Genomic DNA, 22,467 nt, shown 5'->3' with positions numbered 1-22,467 from the left:
GCTTGTGGGCCTCGTGATCCTCACCTGCGCCTTCATTCCATCAGGAGAACACCCATGATCCAGTCGATTCCCTTGAAGAAGCTCGTCCCGAGCCCGCGTAACGTTCGCAAGTCGAGCGACATGCTGGCCGACCTCCAGCTGCGAGCAGACATTGCCGCGCGCGGCCTGTTGCAGAACCTTGTCGTGCGCAAAGGAAAGCGCGGCAAGTTCGAGGTCGAGGCCGGCGGTCGCCGGCTCGCCGCGCTGCAGGCGCTGGCCGAAGAGGGCACCTTGCCTGACACTCACGAAGTCACCTGCCTCGTCATCGAAGGCGAGGAAAGCGAAGTGCGCGAAGCCAGCCTTGCGGAGAACTTCCAGCGTCTCGCGATGAATCCGGCCGACGAGGCGCAGGCTTTCGCGGCGATCATCGAGGCAGGCGCTACCACCGAAGACGTGGCGCGCCGCTTCGGCCTCACCGTCCGATTCGTCGAAGGGCGCCTGCGTTTGGCAAGTCTCGCACCCTGCGTCTTCGAAGCACTCGCCGAGGGCACGATCACGCTCGACATGGCCAAGGCCTATGGCGCGATTTCCGACGTCGAGCGCCAGGCGCATGTCTATGCCGAGCTGCAGGATGCCTGGTATCAGATCACGCCCGACACGATCCGTCGTATGGTGCTCGATGCCACGGTACGCGGTTCCGATCCGCGAGCAGTTCTCGTCGGTCGTGATGCCTATCTCGCCGCAGGTGGCCGGATCGAGCGCGAACTGTTCGACGATGATGCCAGCGAGAGCTGGATCGATATCGCGCTGCTCGAAGACCTCGCACACAAGGCCATGGAAGAAGCGGCAAAAAAGACCGCACTTGAATATGGCCTTGCCTGGGTTCGGCCGACGCTTGGCAACTATGTCAGTCATGACCTTGTTGAAGGTCTCGGCCGTCTGCCTTGCGAGCCTGCGCCAATCACCGAGCAGGAAGCGAAGGAACTCGGCGAGCTCGAGGCCGACTACGACCGCGTCGCCGCTGTGCTTGAAGACGAAGACAGCGATGAGGACGAAGTCGCCAAGGCCGAGAAGGAACTGGCGGTGATCGACCGTGCGATGCGCGCGCTCAATGATCGTCCTCCTGTGCTTGCCGACGAGCTGAAATCCGAGGCTGGTGCTTTCCTCGTCCTCTCGCGCAATGGCGAGCCGACATTGGTCCCGCAGTTTTATTCCGAGACCGAGGTCATCACCGACGAAGGTGTGGTCGAGGCCATCGAGGAAAGCGGAGCGGTGAAGACCAAGGGGAGCGCGCTGTCACAGCGCCTGCTCGACGAACTCGCGATGCAGCGCCGCGACATCCTGGCAATCCATCTCGCCAACGACCCGGCACTGGCGCTCGACTTCATGGTCTTCACGCTCGCCGATGCAGATGGCCATGACTGGCGCGCCAGGAAAGCGTCGACGCTTGTCGGATCGGTGGCGTCTGGACCGGTTACCGGCTTCGAAGCCAAGGATGCACCGGCAAGCGCTGCAATGGCCGAGTTCGCGGGGGCGCTCGATGAAAGCTGGCGTGCTGGCGAGAGCGATGTCGAGCGGTTTGCCAAATTCCGGACACTCTCAGACGAGGCGCGCTCGGCATGGCTTGGCCATGTCGTCTCGCGCACGCTTGTCGCCAGCCTTGCCTGTGAAGGCGAGCGCTCGGTGCCTTTGCACGAGGCGCTTGGCTCGCTCCTCGAAATCGAGACCGCGCAGTGGTGGCGTCCCACAGCGGCCAACTACTTCGACCGCGTGGCCAAGGCCCGCACACTCGAAGCGCTAGATGCCGCCGGCGGTCCGGAGCTGGTCAGTCGCTATGCCGCATCGAAGAAGGCTGAGCTTGCGAGCGCTGCCGAACGCATCTTCTCGGGTAACTTCATTGGTGAGGCCGACGTCAAGGAACGGGCGCAGGGCTGGGTTCCGCCGATCATGCGTTTCGCCGGTGCCGAGCAGGTCGCACCGGTTGCCGCTGAAGGTGATGAGCCGGTCAGCGAAGTTCTAGCTGACGAGATTGCCGAGCAGGCTGCCTGACCCCTCCTGACAGGTCCAGGTCACTCGGCGGGCGGTCCGTTCCAATGGGGACGGGCCGCCTTTTTCATGTCAAATGTTGGGCCGATTGCGGACTGTCTGCTCGTATCCATAAGGGCGTAATAGCGGACCGACAATTCGCGATCCGATCTTCAGCTCGCCAGACAGTATGCCCGACAGGACATCAGACCAGCGTCGTGCCTTTTCGGGCTGCTGGCCCTCCTTGGCCTTGATGAACTGCAAGAAGGCATAAGTATCACCCGTCCGGTCGCTCACTTAACAGCCCTTTCCTGTGAGGGTCCGAGGGCGGGAATTGCACCCGCGCTCTCCGGGTATGGAGCCCGGTGCTTTGTCTACTAGGCTACCTCGGAACAAAAAACTGAGACTACCCAAAAGCAATATTACTACAAGGGCAGACATTACCGCGCGACCTCGACCAGATGAGCCTTCTCAGCGCCTTCGGTGATTCGGAAGGACATGCCTGTGAAGCGGTCAATTAGCTCTATGGCAGTGCGAGTGTGCTGGCTGATCTTGACTGTGCTGAAGGCACCAGACCGAGCCAGCGCGAAGGGCAACAGCAACTGGTCTTGCAGGTATGGTCCTGCAAACGCGCCACTCGCCAAGTAGCCTGCCATCCGGTTCGCGGCGGTCTTACCGATTTTTTCAGCAGGCACACCGATTTTGCCGAAGCCTGACATAACTTCGGTCACATTCTCGAATTCAGCTGCAATCAAAAGTGCATTGCCCGGTCCTTGATCGGCGGCCAGCTGCCGTGGCGTGAAAGCTTCCTCAGGCCAATCATTAAGTACCTTCTGCATGGCCTTCAGCTCACGGTCCGCGATGTCAAAAGGCACGCCCGCGACCAAAGCTTCAGCTTGCTGTGATTTCAGCTCGCCGCGCTCAATGCATTCGATGGGCCTCAGTGGAGCAGGATCGAAGTCAATCACTATACGCCCACCGCCGCGTGGATAGAATCCATGGCGTTCCAGCGTGACTGTGACCTTCGGTCCCATCTTGGCGATCAACGGCAGCAGCGTCTTTTCCGTGAACTCAAATGGGGGAGCAGCCATAGCGTGGGTGCCGCCTTCGATCACGACCCGCGAGGGCTTATCGGCCAGCATAAGCGGCACGAGGATTGTCTGGAGCACGAGACCGGTGCTGCCAGCAGTGCCAACGGCAAAGTGGTATTCTCCCGGGGTCACGCTGCCGGGACGGAAGGTCAGTGTGTCAGACCCAACAGCTAGCCCGCTCGCTTCCGCACCGCCAATCGCGCAGGCGGCTTCAAGCGCGGTCACGTGCTGCCGCATCATGCCCGGCTTCTTCCGGCCACCACGGATGTTTTCAATAGTGAATGGCTCTTCGGTAATGAGCGAAAGGGCTGCCGAGTACCGGAGTACCTGACCTCCGCCTTCACCTTCCGAGCCGTCGATAGTAATCATTTTTCTTCTCTAATGGATTGGGCGGCGGCGTGAAGAGCGCTAACCCTTCACGCACACCACCTGCTTCAATGTATGCACGATCTCAACAAGGTCGGCCTGTGCGGCCATGACCTTTTCGATCGGCTTATAGGCTTTAGGCGTTTCATCGATCACACCTTCGTCCTTCCGGCATTCAACCCCAGCGGTGTCAGCAATGTGCTCGTCGAGCGTCACCAGCTTCTTCGCCTGAGTCCGGCTCATCACCCGGCCTGCGCCATGCGAACAGCTATCGAAGCTCTCCGCATTGCCAAGGCCCCGCACGATGAAGCTTTTTGCTCCCATCGAACCCGGGATGATGCCGAGCGTACCCTTCGCCGCCCGCACTGCGCCCTTCCGGGTTACCAGCACGTTTTCGCCAAAGTGGTGTTCGCGCGTCACATAATTGTGATGGCAGTTCACCGCTTCGCACTCAGCCTCGAACGGCTTAGTGATTTGTGAGCGCAGTGCATCGAGCGTATGGGTCATCATCACCCGACGGTTGAGTGCGGCAAAGTCCTGTGCCCATTCAACAGCCTCGACATAATCGTCAAAATGCTCCGTCCCTTCCGGGAAATAGGCGAGGTCTTCGTCGGGCAGGTTTATATGCCATTGCCGCATGTCTTTCTTCGCAAGTTCGATGAAGAACCGGCCAATCGCGTTACCCACTCCCCGCGAACCCGAGTGGAGCATCACCCACACCCGCTGTTCGGTATCGAGGCAAAGCTCAATGAAATGGTTGCCCGTGCCAAGCGTACCGAGATGAAGAACGTTGTTGGTGTTCTTCAGCCGCGGATACTTTTCACAAAGAGCGTCAAACCGCGCCTTGAGAACTGCCCAGGCATCGACCACACCGGCTGGCGGGTCGCCCCAAGAGCCTTTGTCACGCCGACGTCCCGCCGACCGACCATGAGGCACAGCTGCTTCGATAGCGGACCGGATGGCAGCTAGGTTGTCTGGAAGGTCACTCGCCATGAGCGAGGTTCGCGCAGCCATCATGCCGCAGCCAATGTCGACGCCCACAGCCGCCGGGATCACCGCACCCTTGGTCGGAATAACCGAGCCAACGGTCGCGCCGATCCCAACGTGAACGTCGGGCATCGCGGCAACATGTTTGAAGATGAAAGGCATCTTGGCCGCCTTGGCCATTTGCTCTTTGGCTTTTTCGTCCACTGGAACACCGCGCGTCCACGATTTAATCGGAGCGCCACCTTCAACCAGGGTGAATTCGTAAGTTTCTTCCATCGTCTATATCCCTTTGATCAAGCGCGGTTCCCTCGTTGTAAGGGCCTTTGGGATGGCTGGCCCATTCCAGCCATCCCGGTTCCGCCGCTTGGTCGGGAGTTCGACTTACCCGACGCATATGGAACAGCAGGAGGCGTGCCAAATTTGGAGAAGGCGACACAACTGTCTCTTAAAGCACTGACGTTTATATAAAAAATCATTATTCGCACTGCAGGGACTCGAGCCCATTATTCTTGTGGTGCGCTCCTCTTGTATATGAATTTATACGTTAGTATAATCTCAATATGAAACCACTTACCGTTATCGGATTCCTTGGCTCGACACTCGATGCCGCCAAATGGGGACCAGAGCGCTGGAACAAATGGCGCCCTACGGTCAGCATCTGCATGCAGGAAGATCTGCGCGTGGATCGATTTGTTCTGATCCATGGTAAGTCTCATCAACGCCTTGCTGATAAGGTAATTGGGGACATCGAGGACACCTCTCCCGAAACGGAAGTTGATGAGCGGGTGCTGGGGTTTGACGATCCATGGGACTTTGAAGAGGTCTACACCAAACTTCTCGATTTCGCCCGAAGCTACCCCTTCGACCCCGAGAACAATGACTACTTAGTTCACATTACCACTGGCACACACGTGGTGCAGATCTGCTTATTCTTGCTGACTGAAGCTCGGTTCTTGCCTGGCAAGCTACTCCAGACGCAGCCGCAGCGCGGCGCACCTCAGCCAATTGGAACCTGGGCGGCCATCGATCTCGATCTCTCGCGTTACGACTCCATCGCGACCCGTTTTGCCGAAACCTCCGCTGACAGCGCTAGCTTCCTCAAGAGCGGTATCGAAACCCGCAACCCCGCCTTCAACCGCATGATCGACGAGATCGAGCAGGTTGCCATGCGCAGCCGCGCGCCAATCCTGCTTATGGGTCCGACTGGAGCGGGCAAGAGCCAACTCGCCCGCAAGATCTACGAGCTGAAGAAGCTGCGCCATCAGGTGAAGGGGCCTTTTGTCGAGGTGAACTGCGCCACGCTGAAAGGCGATAGCGCGATGTCGGCTCTGTTTGGGCACAAAAAGGGCGCGTTTACCGGTGCGGCAAGCGAGCGTGCTGGCTTGCTCAAGAGCGCTGATACTGGCGTCTTGTTCCTCGATGAAATTGGTGAATTGGGACTGGACGAGCAAGCCATGATCCTGCGGGCTATCGAAGAAGGCCGTTTCCTGCCCGTTGGCGCAGATCACGAGACGACCAGTGATTTTCAGCTCATTGCAGGCACGAACCGCGACCTTGTCGATGAAGTGGCCGAAGGACGTTTCCGTGATGACCTGTTCGCCCGTCTCAACCTTTGGACCTTTGCGCTACCGGGGTTAGCCGAACGGCGCGAAGATATTGCACCTAACCTGGAATACGAGCTGGAACGCTACGCTGAGCGAGAGGGCGATAGAGTCACCTTCAACGCTGAAGCGCGGGCGGCCTATCTCAAATTTGCTGATGGGCCTGATGCCACTTGGGCCGGCAACTTCCGAGATCTGGCCGCTAGTGTCACCCGCATGGCAACGCTCAGCCCGAGAGGTCGCATCGACAGTCAGGCCGTCGATTTTGAACTCATTCGGCTCAAATCGCTTTGGGCAGGCAGTTCGGGCGTTATGCATGGCTCAGATTTATTGCCCCAGGTGTTGGAAGAAGAGGCTATCGAGCAGATCGATCCGTTCGACCGCGTGCAGCTCGAATACGTTATTGAGATCTGCAGCCGATCACGCACTCTGTCAGAGTCTGGTCGTACCCTATTTGCCCGCTCGCGAACCCTGAGAAAGTCGACAAATGATGCCGATCGTCTTCGAAAGTACCTAGGACGGTTCGACCTCACTTGGGAGCAGATTTCCGATCTGCGATGATGTCCGCTTTCACCCCACTATCTGTTATTGGACAATGTCTCGAGTTGGGCCGTTTGCCGACAGTCCGCTTTCGGTACTTTCAATACCGGGAGCAGACCCTCTGGCAGGACCCGTTTTCAGGCATCACGCCCTAGTGCTGGAAAGGTATTGACCGTTTCTAATCCTGGCATGGCTCAATCGTTGCCATGAGCCGTCCTCCGAAGCGTCGCTCAGGGTAGGATTGCCGTGCTTCGACGATAGGGGTGCACCATTTCGCGAAGTTCGGCAGGCTGGAGTACCTCAATGGTGTCGCCCCATTGGTAGAGGAACCAGCTCATCTCCACTTCGCCGCACGCACGGAACCGGACCAGCAATGAGCCGTCCTTCTCCCGTTCCACTCGCTGGGTCGGATGGAACTGGAAGCCCGCTGCACGGGTAGCTGCCTTAGGCGAGAAGCGCCACACCACATCGACGACTTTCGAGCCATCTACGAAGGAGCCGAATCCGGTGTCGGCATGCGCGCCAAGATCGAAGTCCGCGTCCATCTCGAAGGTCTCGCTTAGCACTTCAATCCTCGACAGCCCTTCGAAGAGAAAATGCTGTAGCGGAGAAGAAGAAGGCTTGCCGAGATCCCGAGCCACGAGATAGCGCCTGATCCCGAGCAAGATGCCGTGAGGAGCTAGGCGTCTGTGACTCGTTTCGCCGGAAGGCTTCTCGTAGAGTGCCTCAATCACAAAAGGCCCCTTGAAGGCCTCCACAAGCGAGGCCTCGACGCCTGTGCCACTTCGAGGTCGAGGACCAGGTCGTGTCGCGTGTCCCAAAGCCTCGAGCAATATCTCCTCATCGACCTCCCGACTCGCACGCCCGACGGCCGGGGACAACGAGCGCACCTTGGCTCTCAGTTCACGAAGATGTCGCACCTGTTCGGTGAGACCGAGACGTTCCAACTCTTGGATGGCGGCTCCCAGAGCTGCCATCTCGTCACCGCTCGGCGTGAGGAGCGGTGCAAGACTTTTTGCAGGAATGCGCCATCGCCGCTGGCGGTCCTCGCCGTCCTCGATCTCCGTCTGCGGGAAGGCCTGTTCCAAAGCATTCGTCCAGCGCTGCGCCGTACGATGGGAGCAGTCCAGTTCGTCACGGATGTCCTGCAGCGTCACGCCGTGAAGGCTAGTTGCCCTCATGGCTATACGGAGCAGATCAGTTGCCTTGACGAGTGACATCGGCCTACCATGACACGTTCTGTCATCCTTCGCCAGTAGGGAGCAGGCAAGGAGAAAACTGGAATGCAGATTATCGACGGCAATATGCGGCTCTCAGCCTCGGACCTCATGAGATACAAGGGATGTGCACACGCCACCACGCTCGATCTCCGCAGACTTGAGGTGGGCGACCTCGAACCTGACACCGACGACGCCGAGGCTGCTCTGCTGCAGGAGCAGGGGGACGCCCACGAATTGGCTTTCCTTGAGAGGCTCAAAGAGGACGGCCGTGTCGTCGTCGAGATCGAAACGGACGGTCGGGACATCGCAGATTGCGTCGACGACACGTTCGCCGCGATGCAAAGCGGAGCCGACATCGTTTTCCAGTGGCGCGATGCTTGAGGGCGAGTGGGGCGGATACTCGGACTTCCTGGAGAAGGTGGACAAGCCTTCGGACCTCGGAGACTGGTCCTACGAGGTCGTGGACACAAAGCTAAAACGCAGGCCTGATCCCAAGCACGTTCTTCAGCTGTGCCTGTACAGCGACATGCTTGCAAGGATGCAGGGCGTCAATCCGGACCAAGCGCATCTTGAGCTCGGTGACGGCACGCGCTTCTCGATCCGGCTCGCCGACGTGTCAGCCTACGCGCGCAGGTCGCGCGGAAACCTCTCTCGCTTCATCCAACAGCGGCCTGAGACTGTGCCCGAACCCGTCGCCGCATGCGCGCTCTGCCGTTGGGCTTCGCATTGCCGCTCGGTATGGGAGGAGACCGACAACCTGGCTCTTATCGCGAACGCGACGCGCGTACAGCGAGACAAGCTGCGCGACGCCGGTATAACGACGATGGGGGCACTTTCAGAAGCGCCTTCGAAGGTCTCGCGTATCTCGTCAGAGACACTCGATCGGCTGCGGATGCAGGCTCGTCTGCAGACCGCCCGCAGGAAGGGCGGCGGGCCGCAGTTCGTGCTGCGCGACCAGGTGCCGGGACGCGGCTTCGACCTCCTGCCCGAGCCGAACGACGGCGACATCTTCTACGACATCGAGGGGGACCCCTACTATCCGGGTGGCGGCCTGGAATACCTGCACGGTATTTGGATGCGAAAGGGCGGCGATTGGCACTTCGTCGAGTTCTGGGCGCACGACCGGGAGGAGGAGGCCGCGATGACAGCCGAGCTTCTCGACTTTTTTACGGACCACATGCGCGCGCATCCCAAGGCGCACATCTACCACTACGCGAACTATGAGATCGCTGCGTTACGACGGCTGACCGCCCAGCATCGCGTGCGTGAGGCCGCTATGGACCAACTGCAGCGCGAGCGTCGTTTCGTGGATCTGTTCAAGGTGGTCTCCGGTGCGATCGTCGCGTCGGAGGGTGGCTACTCGATCAAGGATCTAGAGGCCTTCTACATGACGAAGCGCGACGGCGACGTAGCGACGGCAGGTGCGAGCGTCGTCGCCTACGAGGAATGGCGCCGGACCGGTGAGCAACTGATCCTCGATGAGATACGCGAATACAACCGGACCGACTGCATATCGACCAAGATGCTGCGCGACTGGCTCATCTCGGACGTGAGGCCGGACAGCCCGTTCCCCGTGCTGGGCGACGAACCCGGACCGGCGGCGGACGCCTCGACAGACGAGGAAGAGACCGAGGATCGTCGCCTCGCAGAACGGCTCGAGCCGGTGGCGGAGCGCGACGGGCAGGACGTCGCCGACCTGCTCCTCGACCTCTCCCGCTTCTACAAGCGGGAGGACAAGCCTGCCTACTGGGCAATCTTCGACCGGCTCGCGCAGGAGAGCGAGGACCTGCGCGACGATCTCGAATGCATACAGGGTCTCGTCGCCACCGGCCCCGCATGGAAGGCAACCACCCAGTCTGACGAGCGCGAATACAAGTTCCCTGAGCAGGAGACGAAGCTTCGGGTCGGCAAATCCTCTTGCATAAAGCCCGCAACGATGCCCGAGAGCATCAACCTCGTCTCGCTCGACGAGAAGGCTCGTAAGCTCGTCCTGCGACGGTCGAAAAGGAGCGGGCCGCTTCCCGACGAGCTCGACCTCCTACCTCCGAAGCCGTTCCGCAATACCGTCCTGCGCGACGCTGTGGCCGACGTTACGGACCGCATCATTGATGCCGCACCGCGTGTCAGAGCCGTCCGCGACCTGCTTACCCGTTCGGCGCCGCGTCTCAAGGGGCGGACGCCGGGGGCGCCGATCGTCGAGGCTGGACGCGATCTCGTGGACGAAACCGTGGAGGCGATTTGTGCGATGGACGACACCGTACTTGCGATCCGGGGACCGCCCGGAACGGGCAAGACTTACGTGTCGGCCGAGGCAATCGTCGCCCTTGTGGGTTCCGGCAGTCGCGTCGCCGTCTCGTCGAATAGCCATCGCGCGATCGGTAACCTCTTAAAGGAAGTGGCCGAAAGGTCGGCTCCGACGGGCCTACGCTGCTCGATCGCGCAGAAGATCTCGTCCGACGACGATGGTATCGAGCATCCGGGCGTCTCGGTCGTGAGGGACAACGATGCGCCTGAGATCGCGTCCGCCGACGTCGTCGGGGCCACGTCGTGGCACTTCGCCCGCTACCGGAACGCGGCCTTCGACCATCTCGTCGTAGACGAGGCAGGACAGGTGTCGTTGGCGAACATCCTCGCGATGTCGCGAGCGGCACGCAACATCGTGCTGGTGGGCGATCCGATGCAGCTACCCCAGCCTATCCAAGGCAGCCATCCCGGCCAGAGCGGGCTCTCGAGCCTCGAATACCTGATCGGCTCCCACCGGACGGTGCCGCCTGATCGAGGCATCTTTCTCCCGACGACCCGGCGTCTCCACGACGACGTCTGCAGCTACGTCTCGCAAGCGATCTACGAAGGCCGCCTCGACAACGACGCCGGTGCATCGGCTCAGGATCTCGTCTGCCCGGAAGGGAAAGAACTGACGGGCGCGTGCTTCGTCCCCATCCGGCACGGCGGACGGTCTCAGGTCAGCCCGGAGGAGGTTGAGGCGGTCGAGGCCGAGATCGGAAAGGTCCTTGGCGCCACCTACACCGACCGGAACGGCGAGAGTAGGAAGATCGGGCTGCGCGATGTGCTCGTCGTCGCCCCCTTCAACGCGCAGGTCAACGCCCTTCGCGACACGCTTCCTGCAGATGTGCGCGTCGGTACCGTCGACCTCTTCCAAGGCCAGGAAGCACCGGTCTGCATTGTCTCAATGACGACATCCGACGGTGAGGCAATACCGCGCGGGATGGAGTTCCTGTTCTCACCGAACCGGATCAACGTAGCGGTCTCGCGTGCCAAGGTGCGTGCGCGTGTCGTGGCGAGCCCCGCCCTGCTCGACGCGCCGGTGAGGACCGTGGAGCAGATGAAGCTGGTGAACACCCTGTGTCTCCTGTCCGAACACGGAGCCGCCCCCGGGACCAGCAACGGACCCGACATCGAGGCCTGATGTGTGGATGACACGTTCTGACACCCCCGCGTGGTAGAAGGGATCGTCCGGCAAATCGAGCAGCCGGTACGACCATGTGGCAAGCGATGGAGAACACGTCATGAAAGGAAGTCGATACAGGAGCGCCAAGACTGGGCGCTATGTCACCAGCAAGCACGGAAAGGCCAGTCCGCGGACGACCGTCCGCGAGGCACCCGGTAAAAGTGGGAGCACCGGAGGCGCCTACCGCAGCGCCATCAGCGGTCGGTTCGTGACCGCCAAGCACGGCAAGAGGAGCCCCAGCACCACGCTGAGGGAGAAGTAAGGCATCACACGCAGGCGGAACTAGCCGGTCCGCCTGCGCAACAACGCACACACCCAGCCAGGGGGATGACGTCTGTGAACGACATGCAGAACGAATTCGAGCTCACGAGTAGCGATCGGAGCGACGAGTGGGAGACTTCCATCCGATCGAGGCGTTTGATTTTCTGCTTTGACGGTTCATGGAATAAGCTGGATGTGAAGCAGCATCCCACCAATGTTGTACTCCTAGCTGAAAGCATCCCACCGGTCGCGAGGGACGGACGAGACCAGATCGTCTACTACGACGAGGGCGTCGGCACGGCATCTGACGAGACGTTCCGAGGAGGCGCCTTCGGCAAGGGTTTGGTGGCCAACGTGCAGGAGGCCTACCGCTTCCTGATCTTCAACTTCCGTCCCGGTGACGAGATCTTCGTCTTCGGGTTCAGTCGAGGCGCATTCACCGCCCGGACCTTCATAGGCTTCATCAGGTGCGCGGGGATCATTTCGGTCAACGACGCGAACCAGCTGCGCGGCGCTTGGGAACTTTATCGCAAGCATGCAGCACGCGACGCGGACGAACCCGAAGAACTGCTCAAGTTCCGCAGGCGTCACTGCCCGACGACGTGCGTGTCAAAAAGTGAACTCGCCTGGCGGAGGCGCGATGACCCAGAGCACGTAGCGGACCTCGTGAAGGTCAGTTACTGCGGCGTATGGGACACGGTCGGTTCGCTGGGCTGGAAGGCTGTCGCCGCGACTTTCGACCGCAGCAGGGACAAGCGCTATAGCTCACATGACACGCAGCTATCTGACCTCGTCGAGGCCGGTCGACACGCCGTGGCGATTGACGAGCGGCGGGTGCACTTCATGCCGACGCTCTGGCGCAACGTGCGCGACCTCAACGTGGAGGCCGGACACGACCCATACGACGAGGACGCACCTTACCAGCAGAAGTGGTTCGCGGGCGACCACGGCTCGGTCGGCGGCGGCGGTCCGGAGCGCGGTCTCTCCAATGCGGCCCTGCAATGGGTGCTGCGCGGAGCGGTCGATATGGGGCTGGAGGTCCAGCTCGCCGGGCGCTCGCAGCTAGACGACATCCGCTATCGCGCCGACGCGCCGCTGTCGAACACGCCGATCGCGGACGAGGGGCGCCAGTCGATCGGCAGGTCCCTGAAGTCAGGCATAGCCTATCTAAAGACCCGTCTGCTTACGACGCGACGCGGCGGCCCGAGACAAGTCGAGGACATCCATCCTTCGGCCCTCAGGCGTTGGTTCCTTCCGGAGGAGGCGCTCGGAGGCGAACCGTATCGTCCCGAGCCGCTGCTCCATTTGGAAGAGAAGATCGAGAGGCAGCGCGTGACCTTCGACCCGCCCGCCAAGTCCGATTTGCCGTTCTACGTTGTCAGACCCGGCGAGAGCCTCTACCGCATAGCACGGCGTATTCTTCGCGATCCAGATCGCCGCGCCGAGATCTTCGAACTCAATCGAGACTTTGTCGACGACCCGGACGACATCTTTCCGGGCGACCGGCTGAGGATGCCGAGAGACGCCGCGATGCTGTCTGACGAAGTCTCACTCGAGCATGAGCCTGCCGCACCTCATGATAGTAGCGACTAGAGGACTGGGAGAACTCTCGAGAGCATGGCACCATCACCCTTCGCCATGTCCGGCTTCCGACACCAACGAGGGTCTCGATACACTCGGGAGAATACCGTCGGAAGCCGCTCCGCTTTCGGATGACACACCATCGAACAGCACCCGGACGCTGACGCACTAATCCCCCTCAAGTGGTCAATATGGAAAATTTTATGAGCGACACAATTTCCGATGAATTGCCGCCATCTACGATGCCCAGCAATGTACCCTTCTGCGTGAAAGGCTTTTGTGATGAGGAGGTTGGCGAGCGCCTCGCATATGCGGTCGCGGATGTGATTCGTATGGTTGGGTCCTTCATTGATTTGACCAAACTCGACGGCGTGACAATCGCTTGCGACTACGATGAAGCCCTGACTGAATTGGATCGGGGAATCGACGGACTAAGGCCGCTCACGCGATCAAATACCGAGGAGATGCAGGGGGTTGCAATGACTCCAGCTGTTCTTCGCGATGGTGTCGTGAAGTCCCATCTGGTTTTCAACGCCGCCTATGTCGTTGCCTTAATTACGGACGAAGCGACTGAGGAAGACCGGAATCTGACCTACGGCCTCATCGGCCACGAATGTGCGCATGTCGAAATCACCGCGGCGAAGGAAGACGCAATCCCCGATGCCAGGTTTGGAACTGCGATCGAGGGTTTCGAGCATAGTGTGATGTTCCAGATCGCGGAGGTGTGTTGGGACGAATACGCTGCATGCCGATTATCGGCCATGTTCAACCCCAATCAAAATCAGCGCCATGCAGAGACGGTTATTGCATCAGTCGCGAATGCGCGGAAAAACTCCGGCGCGGCCATTCGTGCTTACCGAGTTCATGGCGACGTGGATCAGCTTCTTGCGGAAGCAGGTCCATTGCTCCAGCAACCTATCAAAGCGGCGGCATACTTGCTCGGCGGTGTGGATGCGGAAGAAGCCGGATGGGAGTCTTATCCTGAAGTTAAAAAAGCCCTCGAAGATGAGGATTACCTCGAAATCGTTGGGAAGCTCTGGGCCGAACTCCGCGACCTATGGGAAAGCCGAGAACACTGGGAGCCTTCTCTCAATGTTTTTGGTGGTTTGGAAGCCATTGCCAAGGAGGTTTTCAATAGCGGTGGTTTGTTCTTCAGCACTGATGACGATGGCAACTGCAGAATTGATGTACCCTATACGCCCCAGACTATGCCATATGGCTGACGTGCATTGATTGACGCGATAAACTTCAATTTTGCCGGGTTATTGGTTTTCTTGCGATCGCCTACCGTCCTTTCACCCGCCTTGATCAGCATTCCATCAATCTGTTGCGCGACTTTTCATTCAGCTTGTTCGGGACAAGCCTAGGTCCGCTTTCGGCGCCGGAGAATTCGAATGCTATGTCTTGGATGAGGGCGCATAACGGTCATCATTGAAGGAGAGAGGAGGCAGCTTTGCTCTTCCTGAGCCGGGACATCTCCGTCCCGGTCATCAGGAGAACTCCCATGACCAAGTCCCGTCGCACTGCTTCGACTTCACCTGCCCAGCGCATTACCGCGGCCATCATCGAAAAGCTCGAGCAAGGGACAAAGCCGTGGGTAAAGCCGTGGCGCGGCGTGCCAGTCTCCCGTCCTTTGCGTTCTTGCGGAATGCCCTATCGCGGAATGAATACCTTCTGGCTGTGGATGGTGGCCGATGGCTGTGGCTACACCTCGCCATACTGGATCACCTACCGCCAGTGCCATAAGCTTGGTGGACAGGTCCGCAAGGGCGAGAAATCGACCATCGCAATCTTCTACAAGAGCTACACCAAGGAGGTCGAAAACGCCGAAGGCGAGGCCGACACCGAAAACCGGCGCGTGCTTAAGGCCTATGCCGTGTTCAACGCTGACCAGTGCGATGGCCTCCCCGAGTTCTATCATCCCAAGCCATTCATTGCTGCGCTTGATCCCGAAGGACGCGAAGACCGGCTCGATGCCTTCTTTGCCCATATTGGCGCAGACCTGCAGCATCATGGTGCTCATGCCTACTACGAGCCGATGCGCGACCGGGTCACCATGCCGCCAACCGAACTGTTCGAAGCGTATGACCACTATTACGCGACGCTCGCGCACGAGCTGTCGCACTGGACGGGACATTCCTCGCGGCTCGATCGCGATCTCAAGAACCGCTTTGGCAGCGACGCCTATGCTGCCGAAGAACTGATCGCCGAACTCTCGTCGGCAATCCTCGGAGCCGAACTGGGTCTTCCGGTCACCCACCTCGACCATCACGCCAGCTACATCGCATCCTGGCTCAAGATCCTCAAATCGGACGAGCGCGCGATCCTCACTGCTGCGGCCAAGGCCGAGGAAGCGGCAAGCCTGCTGCTCAAACTGGGTGGTTGCCAATCCCACGAAAGCAAGCCCGACATCAATCTCGCTGATGCAGCCTGAGGAGCAGTGAGATGGGACGTTCAGTCAGCTATCCGACCGGCTCCGTAGTGGCCTTTCGCCTGCTTGATGAGGGCGAAAACGAAGATGTCGACTGGGTCTACGAGTGCCTCGTCGACGAGGTCATCGATACCGCGAAGGCGGCCTTTCCTTCCTTCGAGCGCTTCGACGGATGGCGCGGCCGCGAGGACCGTATTCTCCTGCGCAACGCCTTCGCCGATTGCGGCATATCGACCTATTGCGGGCTCGCCGCGATCTGGCTCGCCGAGCGCGACGATGCCCGGTACTGGGAGGCCGATTTCTACAACCCACGAACGGCAAGGGCACGACACTGGCTTGGCCAAGTGTCGGATAGGTTCATCGAATTGTTCGGTGAGCTGCGCATGGTCGGTCGGTTCTCGAATGGCGAAGCGATCTTCGAGCGCTCCCGATCCGCTTGCGCCACCGGGTCCTGATCCTGCCTCATCCCAGTCCGCCGGGAGAGGCCCTTGGGCCGGTCGGGGCGCGCCGCAACCTGCGGCCCGTCGGCCCGTGTTGCCCGCGCCAGCCTAGGGCCGCAGGTTTCCCGCTGCGCGGTGCGTCTCGCCCCTTCGCCCGGCCCTGATCGGGCTCCGGCGGACAGGGCCGAGGCAATGGTGCCTCCTCTCCTTGTCCCCGCGATCAGGAGACACCAAATGTACGACAGCTTCATCGACCAGTTGAGCGGCCTTGACCTTTCAGGTCTCAGCATCAGGCCAGCCCCATTCAAAGAAACCGACTTTCCGTGCGAGGACGCGATCAACCAGACACTTGGCGCCGTGTGGTCCGACCTTTTCGCGATGTTTTCCGACACTGCTTTGGAGGCTGATGCCGAGGATATTGCCCGGGGCATGGTCAATCTCTTTCACCGCGCAGCCAGCCGTAAGTCGGCTCAATTGGATCGGGCCAGCGACGAGATCCGGGTTCTGCTGGCATCCGCTGATGGATCCGAAGTGCATTCGAGCAATCTGGAAGAGCAGGTCGAGCGCGCGCAGGCTGCCGAAGCCAGCATGCTGGCCTTCGAGCAGATGCGCGAAGCTGCGGCAGCACTCTATCGCGACGAGACAGGTTCCTCGTGGAAGCCGGTTTCCGGCTCACGCACGAGCCATTCGCGCTCGCTCACGTCGGCCGTAATTGATGCCCGCGACTTCCTCCGCGCACGTGCTGAGAACCGGCGCCAAGCCTTGATCCCGGAAGGGACTCCAATCGTCTTTGCCGGTGGTCGCCAGAGCTTCGAGATCGCCGAGGATGCGAAGCGTTATGCCGACAATATCTGGGCGACGCTGGACAAGGTTCGCGATGCGGTTCCCGATCTCTTCCTGGTCCATGGCGGCGACGGCAAGGGTGCCGATCGCCTCGCCGCGAGCTGGGCTGAACGCTGCGAAGTGCAGCAGCTTACCTATTCGCTCGATCGTCGGCTTGGTGCTCGTGCCGGCTTCAAGCGCAACGAGCAGATGCTTTCCCTCAATCCTCGTTATGTCGTCGCCTTTCCGGGCAATGGCGTGACTGAAAGGCTGGTGATCGATGCCAAGAAGCGTCGGATCACCGTGGTCGATCGTCGCGGCCCGTTGGGTACCTCTCCCGGGTCCTGAGGGGCCCTTCATCATCTGCATCTGAGTTGCCTGGATGTGCATTCGGCGCCGACCCGACTATGGACCGGTCATGCAACTTGACGATCTGCTACAGCGCTACTTTGCCACCACCGACCTCTCCGGGGTTACTCCCGACACCTTTGCAGCCGGCATTGAGCACTGCCGGGTCGATCTCGGCCTTGAGGAGGACCGGGGCAAGCGCTTTGCGCTGTGGTCATTCCTCCACATGTTCGGATCCGCCCCCGATCTTGATGTGGCGTTCAAGAACGAGGAAGACCGGGAAGCAGCCCGCAACTTCATGGATCTCTTAGCAGCATCGGAAGACGATGGGTAAGCTGATTGCATTGGGGACACGCGAGCCTTCAGACCCACACCCGATACCCATCCGGCTTTCTTCGCGAACAGTCCTGAATCAGGTCAGCTGACGACAGCAACCCGTTCCTTTCCGGCCGTGTTGTCGCGCTTCGCGCGCCTGCCCGCACCACCCGTAATGAACAGGTTCCCCTTCGGCCTCACAGGCCTGCGGTGCAGTCCTCCCATGCCCTGCTTCTTTGGCAAGTTCGCAAGCCGGAGATGGTCTCCGGTTTGAGGAACTGAAGGACTATTATCATGACCAATATCGCAATCCTCACCGGCCGCATCGCCCGCGATCCCGACATCCGCGAGACCAAGGGCGGCACCAATGTCACCGGGATCACCGTCGTCACCGATCGCCCTGCGCGGGACAAGGACGGCAAGACCTACAAGGACGAGAACGGCTACACCGCCAAGGAAAGCGAGTTCCACCGGGTGACCTGCTTCAACGGCCTCGCCAAGACCGTCGGTCAGTACTGCTCAAAGGGCCAGCTGGTCAGCGTGCAGGGCCGCATCCACTACACCCAGTGGGAGGACAAGGACGGAGTCACGCGCTACGGCACCGAGATCCTCGCAGACAAGGTCGATTTTCTCTCACGCGGCAACGGGTCGGGCGACGACAACGACAACACCGACGCTCCCGAAATCGACTGAAGTCGATCCCGGTCGTCCCCCTGACGAAGGGGCTCTGCCGCAAGCGGCAGGGCCTCTTCTTCTGTGATTACTGGGTTCCCCGTGCGCCATTCGAAGCACGGGTTGAACCGCGTCCAGACAGCTTCTCGATCGCGGCATCCTCGCCGAGTTTCCCGAGTTCTTCGGCAACCTTCCTCAGGCCCTTCTTCGAGAAGCTTTCGAGGCCGCTTCCCAGGATGATTTGGCCAAGTTCTCTGGCCGCTTGCACTTCAAGTTCTCGCTGTTTGGCGTCAAGCGCCTCGCGGTCCGCTTCGAGCTTTTGCAGGGCTGCAATCGCGCTTCTGTTTCGGGGCATGTTACTTGTCCTTCTATCCCCCTCGGATCAGCTCCCCGATTGATTCCATGCGCGCGTCATCGGGGTGTAGGAAAGGCAATTCGCACCCAGCAGACGTTTGACGTTGGGGCGGAGGTGGTGGGTCCTGGCTCACGGACATCCCAGCATGATGGCCTTGCGCCTTCCGCCTCAAGGACGCGCGGGGCCCCACCATTTTACCCGCCACCGGATTGCATCCGGCGTCGGACAAAATCGTTGCCCCCACCGCCGCTCACGCGGTCGCCCATTCGGGCGATCCTGTGACCCGGAATACGCAAGACCATCACACGACCTCCTGTCGTCTCACGACAGATATCAGGAGGATTACCATGGCTTGTTCTACACATTGCACTCCACCATCGCACAGCTACTTCGAGGCCCTGGAAACCGCCGAGAAAAGGGCGCTGCACAGTTTCTTTGATCAGCATGTTATCGAGGATGATGAGCTTGGATACATCGCTCTCGACGAGGGTGACTACAACGCCTTGCCAGCGCATCTCACAGCGCGGGTGGTCCACACGGTCCACGGCGGCATGCTCGACGAGTTCTGATACCAAAGGCAGGGCGGAAACCGGCAACGGTTCCTGCCCTTTTTTCATGTTCGCCTTGGTAGAGAATAGCGGATCGCCGACAGACATTATCCCTCGCTGACGGGCGCCGCGTGCTTAGCAGCGGCGCCCGAAAAAGGAGCAGGGCTATGGACGCACTCTGTCCCGCGCATCATGCGATGCGCTCCTAAGGGTGCGGCGTTTTAAGTATCCGGGCCCTGCATGCACTTGCGAACCGGCAGCGGGTCGGGCGGCGGGAAGCGAGGCACGCGACATGCCCCGCGTGCTTCGCTTCCCACGCGCCCTTGGCCGCTGCCTCTTTCGCAGGTGCAGCCTTCTGTTTGGGGCATCCAAGAGCTTCTCACTTGCTCTTGCTGACCCGCCGACATCCGTTGCTCGCGCTCCATCCTCAGGGACAGGAAAAGACACCCTTGGTCAAAACCTCAGATCGCCTGGATAACCCGCGCGCATATGGGAACAAGGGAGCACACCCTACCCCGCGAATTCGGGAACTATCATTCTGATTTTATTGTAAAATCTCGTTTTGGGCGGAATCAACCCGTCTGCGAGTAGAGCGGGTTTGCGCTGATCCGTGTACAACTCACTTCGTTATAGTGCATTGTAATCATGTTATAAAGTTTCGATTGACTGCGAGTTGTTCACGATTTATTCTCATCCTCACCTTCCGCAGGGTGAGCCAGGTTCCGTCGGCCCGACAAGGAACCTGTTTCATGACCCGACAAGATCGGCTTCAGACATTCGTATCGCTTCCCGTGAGCAGCTGGGTTCGCCAGTCTGCTGCGGACCAGGGCGAAAGCGTCAGTGTCTTCATTCGCGACCTCATTGTTGCAGCCTGGCATCTCGATAACGAGACAAAAGACAGGCCCGCTGGTCTCGATCCGGCGCGGCAGAACATCTTCATTTCGGTCGCGCTTGATGCGCTGCTCGCTGGCCATCCGGATGTTACATTGCGGGACCGGACGCACGAGGCTTATCGCCGCCGTCTCGAGCGGCTCGGCCTGCCATTGAGCACAAACATGGGAGGCGCTTCCCATGAAGCATAACCTTCTCAACTTCACCCGCGGAAGCCAGTTGCTTGGACACTTTGTTTTCATGTTTGCAGCCGGCCTCAAAGGACCCGTGATCCTCACGGCGCTTGTGGTTCTAAGCACCTGTTACTGGGAGGTGCGAACGAGCCTGACCGATCACCAGTTCTACCTGGTCTGGATGCATATCTATGCCAGCCTTTACGCCTTTATGGAGTTCGATCCGGCAAAATTGGTCAACCTCACCCTGGCCGATGGTGACAAGGTGGGCCTGCCTTTTGCGGTGGTTCGCGAGTTCCCACCCATGCGTGATGCAATCGACGCATTCGTATCCGCGACCAAACAAGGCTTGCTCATGTCAGCTGTCTTTCTTGCGCCAGCTTTTGTGTTCTTCTGGTGGTTCGCCGAGCGCTTCGGTGGCCGCTCCAAAGAACGTAAGCACGAGCGCGGGGCCATGCTCGTTTCACTCGATGAACTCGAGGACGAAATCGAGCGCTATAATCGCAAATATCGCGCTGAGGAGCTGAGCCGGAAGTTCGGTTGGAAATGGCGGCTTGCAAGCTCTTCTGCGCTGGCGGAAGCCGGGCATTACATGCCCGCCCATCTCGCCGGTGTAAGCTGGCCATGGCGGCTTGAGCAAAGCCATACCATGCTGATTGGAACAACCGGGACCGGTAAGACCGTCGCGCTTACACAGCTCGTGACCGAGGCCCGTGAGCGCGGCCAACGCGCGGTGATTTTCGATCTCACCGGTGCCTTTATCGAGGCCTACTACGAGCCTGCACGCGACATTATTCTCAACCCGATCGATGCGCGTTGTCCGGTGTGGAGCGTCTTTAATGACTGCTCGAGCGAAGCCGAATTCCATGCCGCAGCCGAGGCGCTGGTGCCCCATGATGGCGGCGGATCGGAACAGTTCTGGGTGCTTGCTGCACGCATGCTATTTGTCGAGATGTGTCTCCAACTCTCGCGCAAAGCGGCAGCGACCAACGAGGCTCTTGCGCAGAAATTGATGACCGCGGATCTGTCCGAGGTGCACAAGCTGATGCGCGGGACAATGGCTGATCCGCTCACCGCTCCGGAGGCTGCCCGCATGGCGGAATCGATCCGCGCGGTGTTCAATGCCAACGCCAAAGTGCTGAAGCTCCTGCCCTCGGAAGGTCCACGCTTCTCGGTCCGTGACTGGGTTAAGGGCCACTGCGAACCGGGTTCGATCCTGTTTCTTTCAGCGCGCTATGTCGACATGAGCATCTCTTCGCAATTGCTCACTTTATGGCTCGATACAGCGATGAACACGCTGATGACGCTCGAACGCACACAGGACCTCAGAATGTGGTTCCTGATCGACGAGCTCGGGGCTCTCCATCGTCTCCCTGCCCTCGAAAAGGGCCTGCAGACCGCGCGCAATTTCGGCGGCGCGATCGTCACCGGCGTCCATGCCTTTGCCAAGCTTAAGGAAGTCTACGGCGAGAACATGGCCATGACACTGTCATCGCTTGCGCGGACCAAGCTGATCCTGGCAACAGCCGACCGCGAGACAGCAACATGGTGCTCTGATTTCATAGGCCATCGGCAGGTGCGCGATATGGAGGAAGGCTTCAGCTACGGGTATAACAATGCCCGCGACGCGGTGAGCCTGACACCGAGGCGGCAGGTCGAACCTCTGCTCCTCCCGGACCAGTTCATGAACCTTCCAAGGCTGTCAGCCTATATCAAGTTTCCTGACGGTTTCCCTGCCGCCCCGGTTTCGCTGATACCCTGTTCGCGCGAGCGTATTGCCGAGGGTTTCATTCCTCGCGAGAAACCGGCCTCGAAGAGCACAAAGGGTTCGGGCACCACTTCGGCGAAGAAGCGAAAGACCATGCATAAAACGGACGGTGAGCATCCTGCGTCCAATGATGACGGTGCTGGAAAGCCTGTCGATTCAAAGCAGCTCAAACTCAATCTTGCAGGACGTGATAGTCCCCTTGATGAGGCGCGAGATCATCAGCAAGCGGATTCCCGCGAGCAGTTGGAGGCATGGCGTCAGGCAGGTGCAGCCAGGTTCCGAGCCGGCGGCAATGCAGTCGATGAGGCGTCTGCGACGCTGCCACCATCTGCCGTGCAAACGGGCGATAATTCTCCGGTCGAGGCTGGCGAAAAGGACCCGGCCGAGGCCGGTTCTGCCACCGCCAAAACCTCCGACAAAGCTCTTTCTCCTACCCAGAGACCATCACGCGAGAGTGAGCGCCAGCCACTCAGACCAGCCGAAAAGGATCTGCGAGAAGGCGCTGTAAGCGATCCGCCTGCGAAGGATTTGGGAGAGTTCGAGCCCGATATGTGAGGTGGGCAAGGGAAGGGGTTTTTCGGTCT

At 59.9% G+C, this 22,467-nt stretch carries 19 protein-coding genes and 1 tRNA gene; 14 read left to right on the top strand and 6 right to left on the bottom strand.

Features of this window, described 5'->3' with window-relative positions; all coding sequences use genetic code 11:
• Positions 1-54 precede the first annotated feature (54 nt).
• Positions 55-2,028, top strand: coding sequence for a ParB/RepB/Spo0J family partition protein (locus tag AC0V60_RS15475; RefSeq protein ID WP_486179316.1), 1,974 nt, complete (start codon positions 55-57; stop codon positions 2,026-2,028).
• Between the two features lie 69 nt (positions 2,029-2,097).
• Here the strand turns inward: AC0V60_RS15475 and AC0V60_RS15470 are convergent, their stop codons facing one another.
• The 4 genes from AC0V60_RS15470 to AC0V60_RS15455 form a co-directional block, all read right to left on the bottom strand.
• Positions 2,098-2,301 (bottom strand): hypothetical protein, encoded by a 204-nt coding sequence (locus tag AC0V60_RS15470; protein ID WP_486179315.1) that lies wholly within the window; start codon positions 2,299-2,301, stop codon positions 2,098-2,100.
• 22 nt (positions 2,302-2,323) lie between these two features.
• Positions 2,324-2,396, bottom strand: a tRNA-Trp gene (locus tag AC0V60_RS15465).
• A 48-nt stretch (positions 2,397-2,444) separates the two neighbouring features.
• The gene (rtcA, locus tag AC0V60_RS15460; RefSeq protein ID WP_486179314.1) at positions 2,445-3,464 is read right to left on the bottom strand and encodes an RNA 3'-terminal phosphate cyclase; all 1,020 of its coding nucleotides are present in this window, start codon (positions 3,462-3,464) and stop codon (positions 2,445-2,447) included.
• Between the two features lie 39 nt (positions 3,465-3,503).
• Positions 3,504-4,724, bottom strand: coding sequence for an RtcB family protein (locus tag AC0V60_RS15455; RefSeq protein WP_486179313.1), 1,221 nt, complete (start codon positions 4,722-4,724; stop codon positions 3,504-3,506).
• Between the two features lie 284 nt (positions 4,725-5,008).
• Here AC0V60_RS15455 and rtcR point away from each other — a divergent pair, with 284 nt between their 5' ends.
• A complete protein-coding gene (rtcR, locus tag AC0V60_RS15450; protein WP_486179312.1) occupies positions 5,009-6,610 on the top strand; it encodes an RNA repair transcriptional activator RtcR in 1,602 nt (533 codons plus the stop codon).
• A 209-nt stretch (positions 6,611-6,819) separates the two neighbouring features.
• On the opposite strand, the gene AC0V60_RS15445 is transcribed toward rtcR, so the two are convergent.
• The gene (locus AC0V60_RS15445) at positions 6,820-7,809 is read right to left on the bottom strand and encodes a helix-turn-helix transcriptional regulator (protein WP_486179311.1); all 990 of its coding nucleotides are present in this window, start codon (positions 7,807-7,809) and stop codon (positions 6,820-6,822) included.
• A gap of 63 nt (positions 7,810-7,872) precedes the next feature.
• Here AC0V60_RS15445 and AC0V60_RS15440 point away from each other — a divergent pair, with 63 nt between their 5' ends.
• The 9 genes from AC0V60_RS15440 (at position 7,873) to AC0V60_RS15400 (ending at position 18,169) form a co-directional block, all read left to right on the top strand.
• On the top strand, positions 7,873-8,190 hold the full coding sequence (locus tag AC0V60_RS15440; RefSeq protein WP_486179310.1) for a hypothetical protein: 318 nt from the start codon (positions 7,873-7,875) through the stop codon (positions 8,188-8,190).
• Positions 8,183-11,236 (top strand): TM0106 family RecB-like putative nuclease, encoded by a 3,054-nt coding sequence (locus tag AC0V60_RS15435; protein ID WP_486179309.1) that lies wholly within the window; start codon positions 8,183-8,185, stop codon positions 11,234-11,236. The genes AC0V60_RS15440 and AC0V60_RS15435 overlap by 8 nt, the downstream gene beginning before the upstream one ends.
• A gap of 387 nt (positions 11,237-11,623) precedes the next feature.
• Entirely contained in the window at positions 11,624-13,132 is a 1,509-nt protein-coding gene (locus AC0V60_RS15430; protein ID WP_486179516.1) for a phospholipase effector Tle1 domain-containing protein, read from the top strand.
• A 191-nt stretch (positions 13,133-13,323) separates the two neighbouring features.
• Entirely contained in the window at positions 13,324-14,343 is a 1,020-nt protein-coding gene (locus tag AC0V60_RS15425; RefSeq protein WP_486179308.1) for a hypothetical protein, read from the top strand.
• A gap of 281 nt (positions 14,344-14,624) precedes the next feature.
• Positions 14,625-15,554 carry an ArdC family protein gene (locus AC0V60_RS15420; RefSeq protein WP_486179307.1) on the top strand — a complete coding sequence of 310 codons (930 nt, stop codon included), beginning with the start codon at positions 14,625-14,627 and terminating at the stop codon, positions 15,552-15,554.
• A gap of 11 nt (positions 15,555-15,565) precedes the next feature.
• Complete coding sequence (locus AC0V60_RS15415) at positions 15,566-16,006, top strand: hypothetical protein (RefSeq protein ID WP_486179306.1); 441 nt, start codon at positions 15,566-15,568, stop codon at positions 16,004-16,006.
• A gap of 219 nt (positions 16,007-16,225) precedes the next feature.
• Positions 16,226-17,161, top strand: a complete 936-nt coding sequence (locus AC0V60_RS15410; protein WP_486179305.1) for a DUF2493 domain-containing protein — start codon at positions 16,226-16,228, stop codon at positions 17,159-17,161.
• 70 nt (positions 17,162-17,231) lie between these two features.
• Complete coding sequence (locus AC0V60_RS15405; RefSeq protein ID WP_486179304.1) at positions 17,232-17,495, top strand: hypothetical protein; 264 nt, start codon at positions 17,232-17,234, stop codon at positions 17,493-17,495.
• 275 nt (positions 17,496-17,770) lie between these two features.
• The gene (locus tag AC0V60_RS15400; protein WP_048885061.1) at positions 17,771-18,169 is read left to right on the top strand and encodes a single-stranded DNA-binding protein; all 399 of its coding nucleotides are present in this window, start codon (positions 17,771-17,773) and stop codon (positions 18,167-18,169) included.
• A gap of 67 nt (positions 18,170-18,236) precedes the next feature.
• On the opposite strand, the gene AC0V60_RS15395 is transcribed toward AC0V60_RS15400, so the two are convergent.
• Entirely contained in the window at positions 18,237-18,503 is a 267-nt protein-coding gene (locus AC0V60_RS15395; RefSeq protein WP_486179303.1) for a DUF6437 family protein, read from the bottom strand.
• A 347-nt stretch (positions 18,504-18,850) separates the two neighbouring features.
• Here AC0V60_RS15395 and AC0V60_RS15390 point away from each other — a divergent pair, with 347 nt between their 5' ends.
• From AC0V60_RS15390 to AC0V60_RS15380, 3 genes are all read left to right on the top strand, one after another.
• Positions 18,851-19,072 (top strand): hypothetical protein, encoded by a 222-nt coding sequence (locus tag AC0V60_RS15390; RefSeq protein WP_486179302.1) that lies wholly within the window; start codon positions 18,851-18,853, stop codon positions 19,070-19,072.
• A 728-nt stretch (positions 19,073-19,800) separates the two neighbouring features.
• The gene (locus AC0V60_RS15385; RefSeq protein WP_486179301.1) at positions 19,801-20,133 is read left to right on the top strand and encodes a hypothetical protein; all 333 of its coding nucleotides are present in this window, start codon (positions 19,801-19,803) and stop codon (positions 20,131-20,133) included.
• Positions 20,123-22,438: a type IV secretion system DNA-binding domain-containing protein gene (locus AC0V60_RS15380; RefSeq protein ID WP_486179300.1), complete on the top strand. Its 2,316-nt coding sequence runs from the start codon at positions 20,123-20,125 to the stop codon at positions 22,436-22,438. Before AC0V60_RS15385 ends, AC0V60_RS15380 begins: the two co-directional genes overlap by 11 nt.
• Positions 22,439-22,467 lie beyond the last annotated feature (29 nt).

It is taken from the genome of Erythrobacter sp. S259 (genome assembly GCF_057364965.1).
This window is presented reverse-complemented; position numbering and strand designations above follow the sequence as displayed.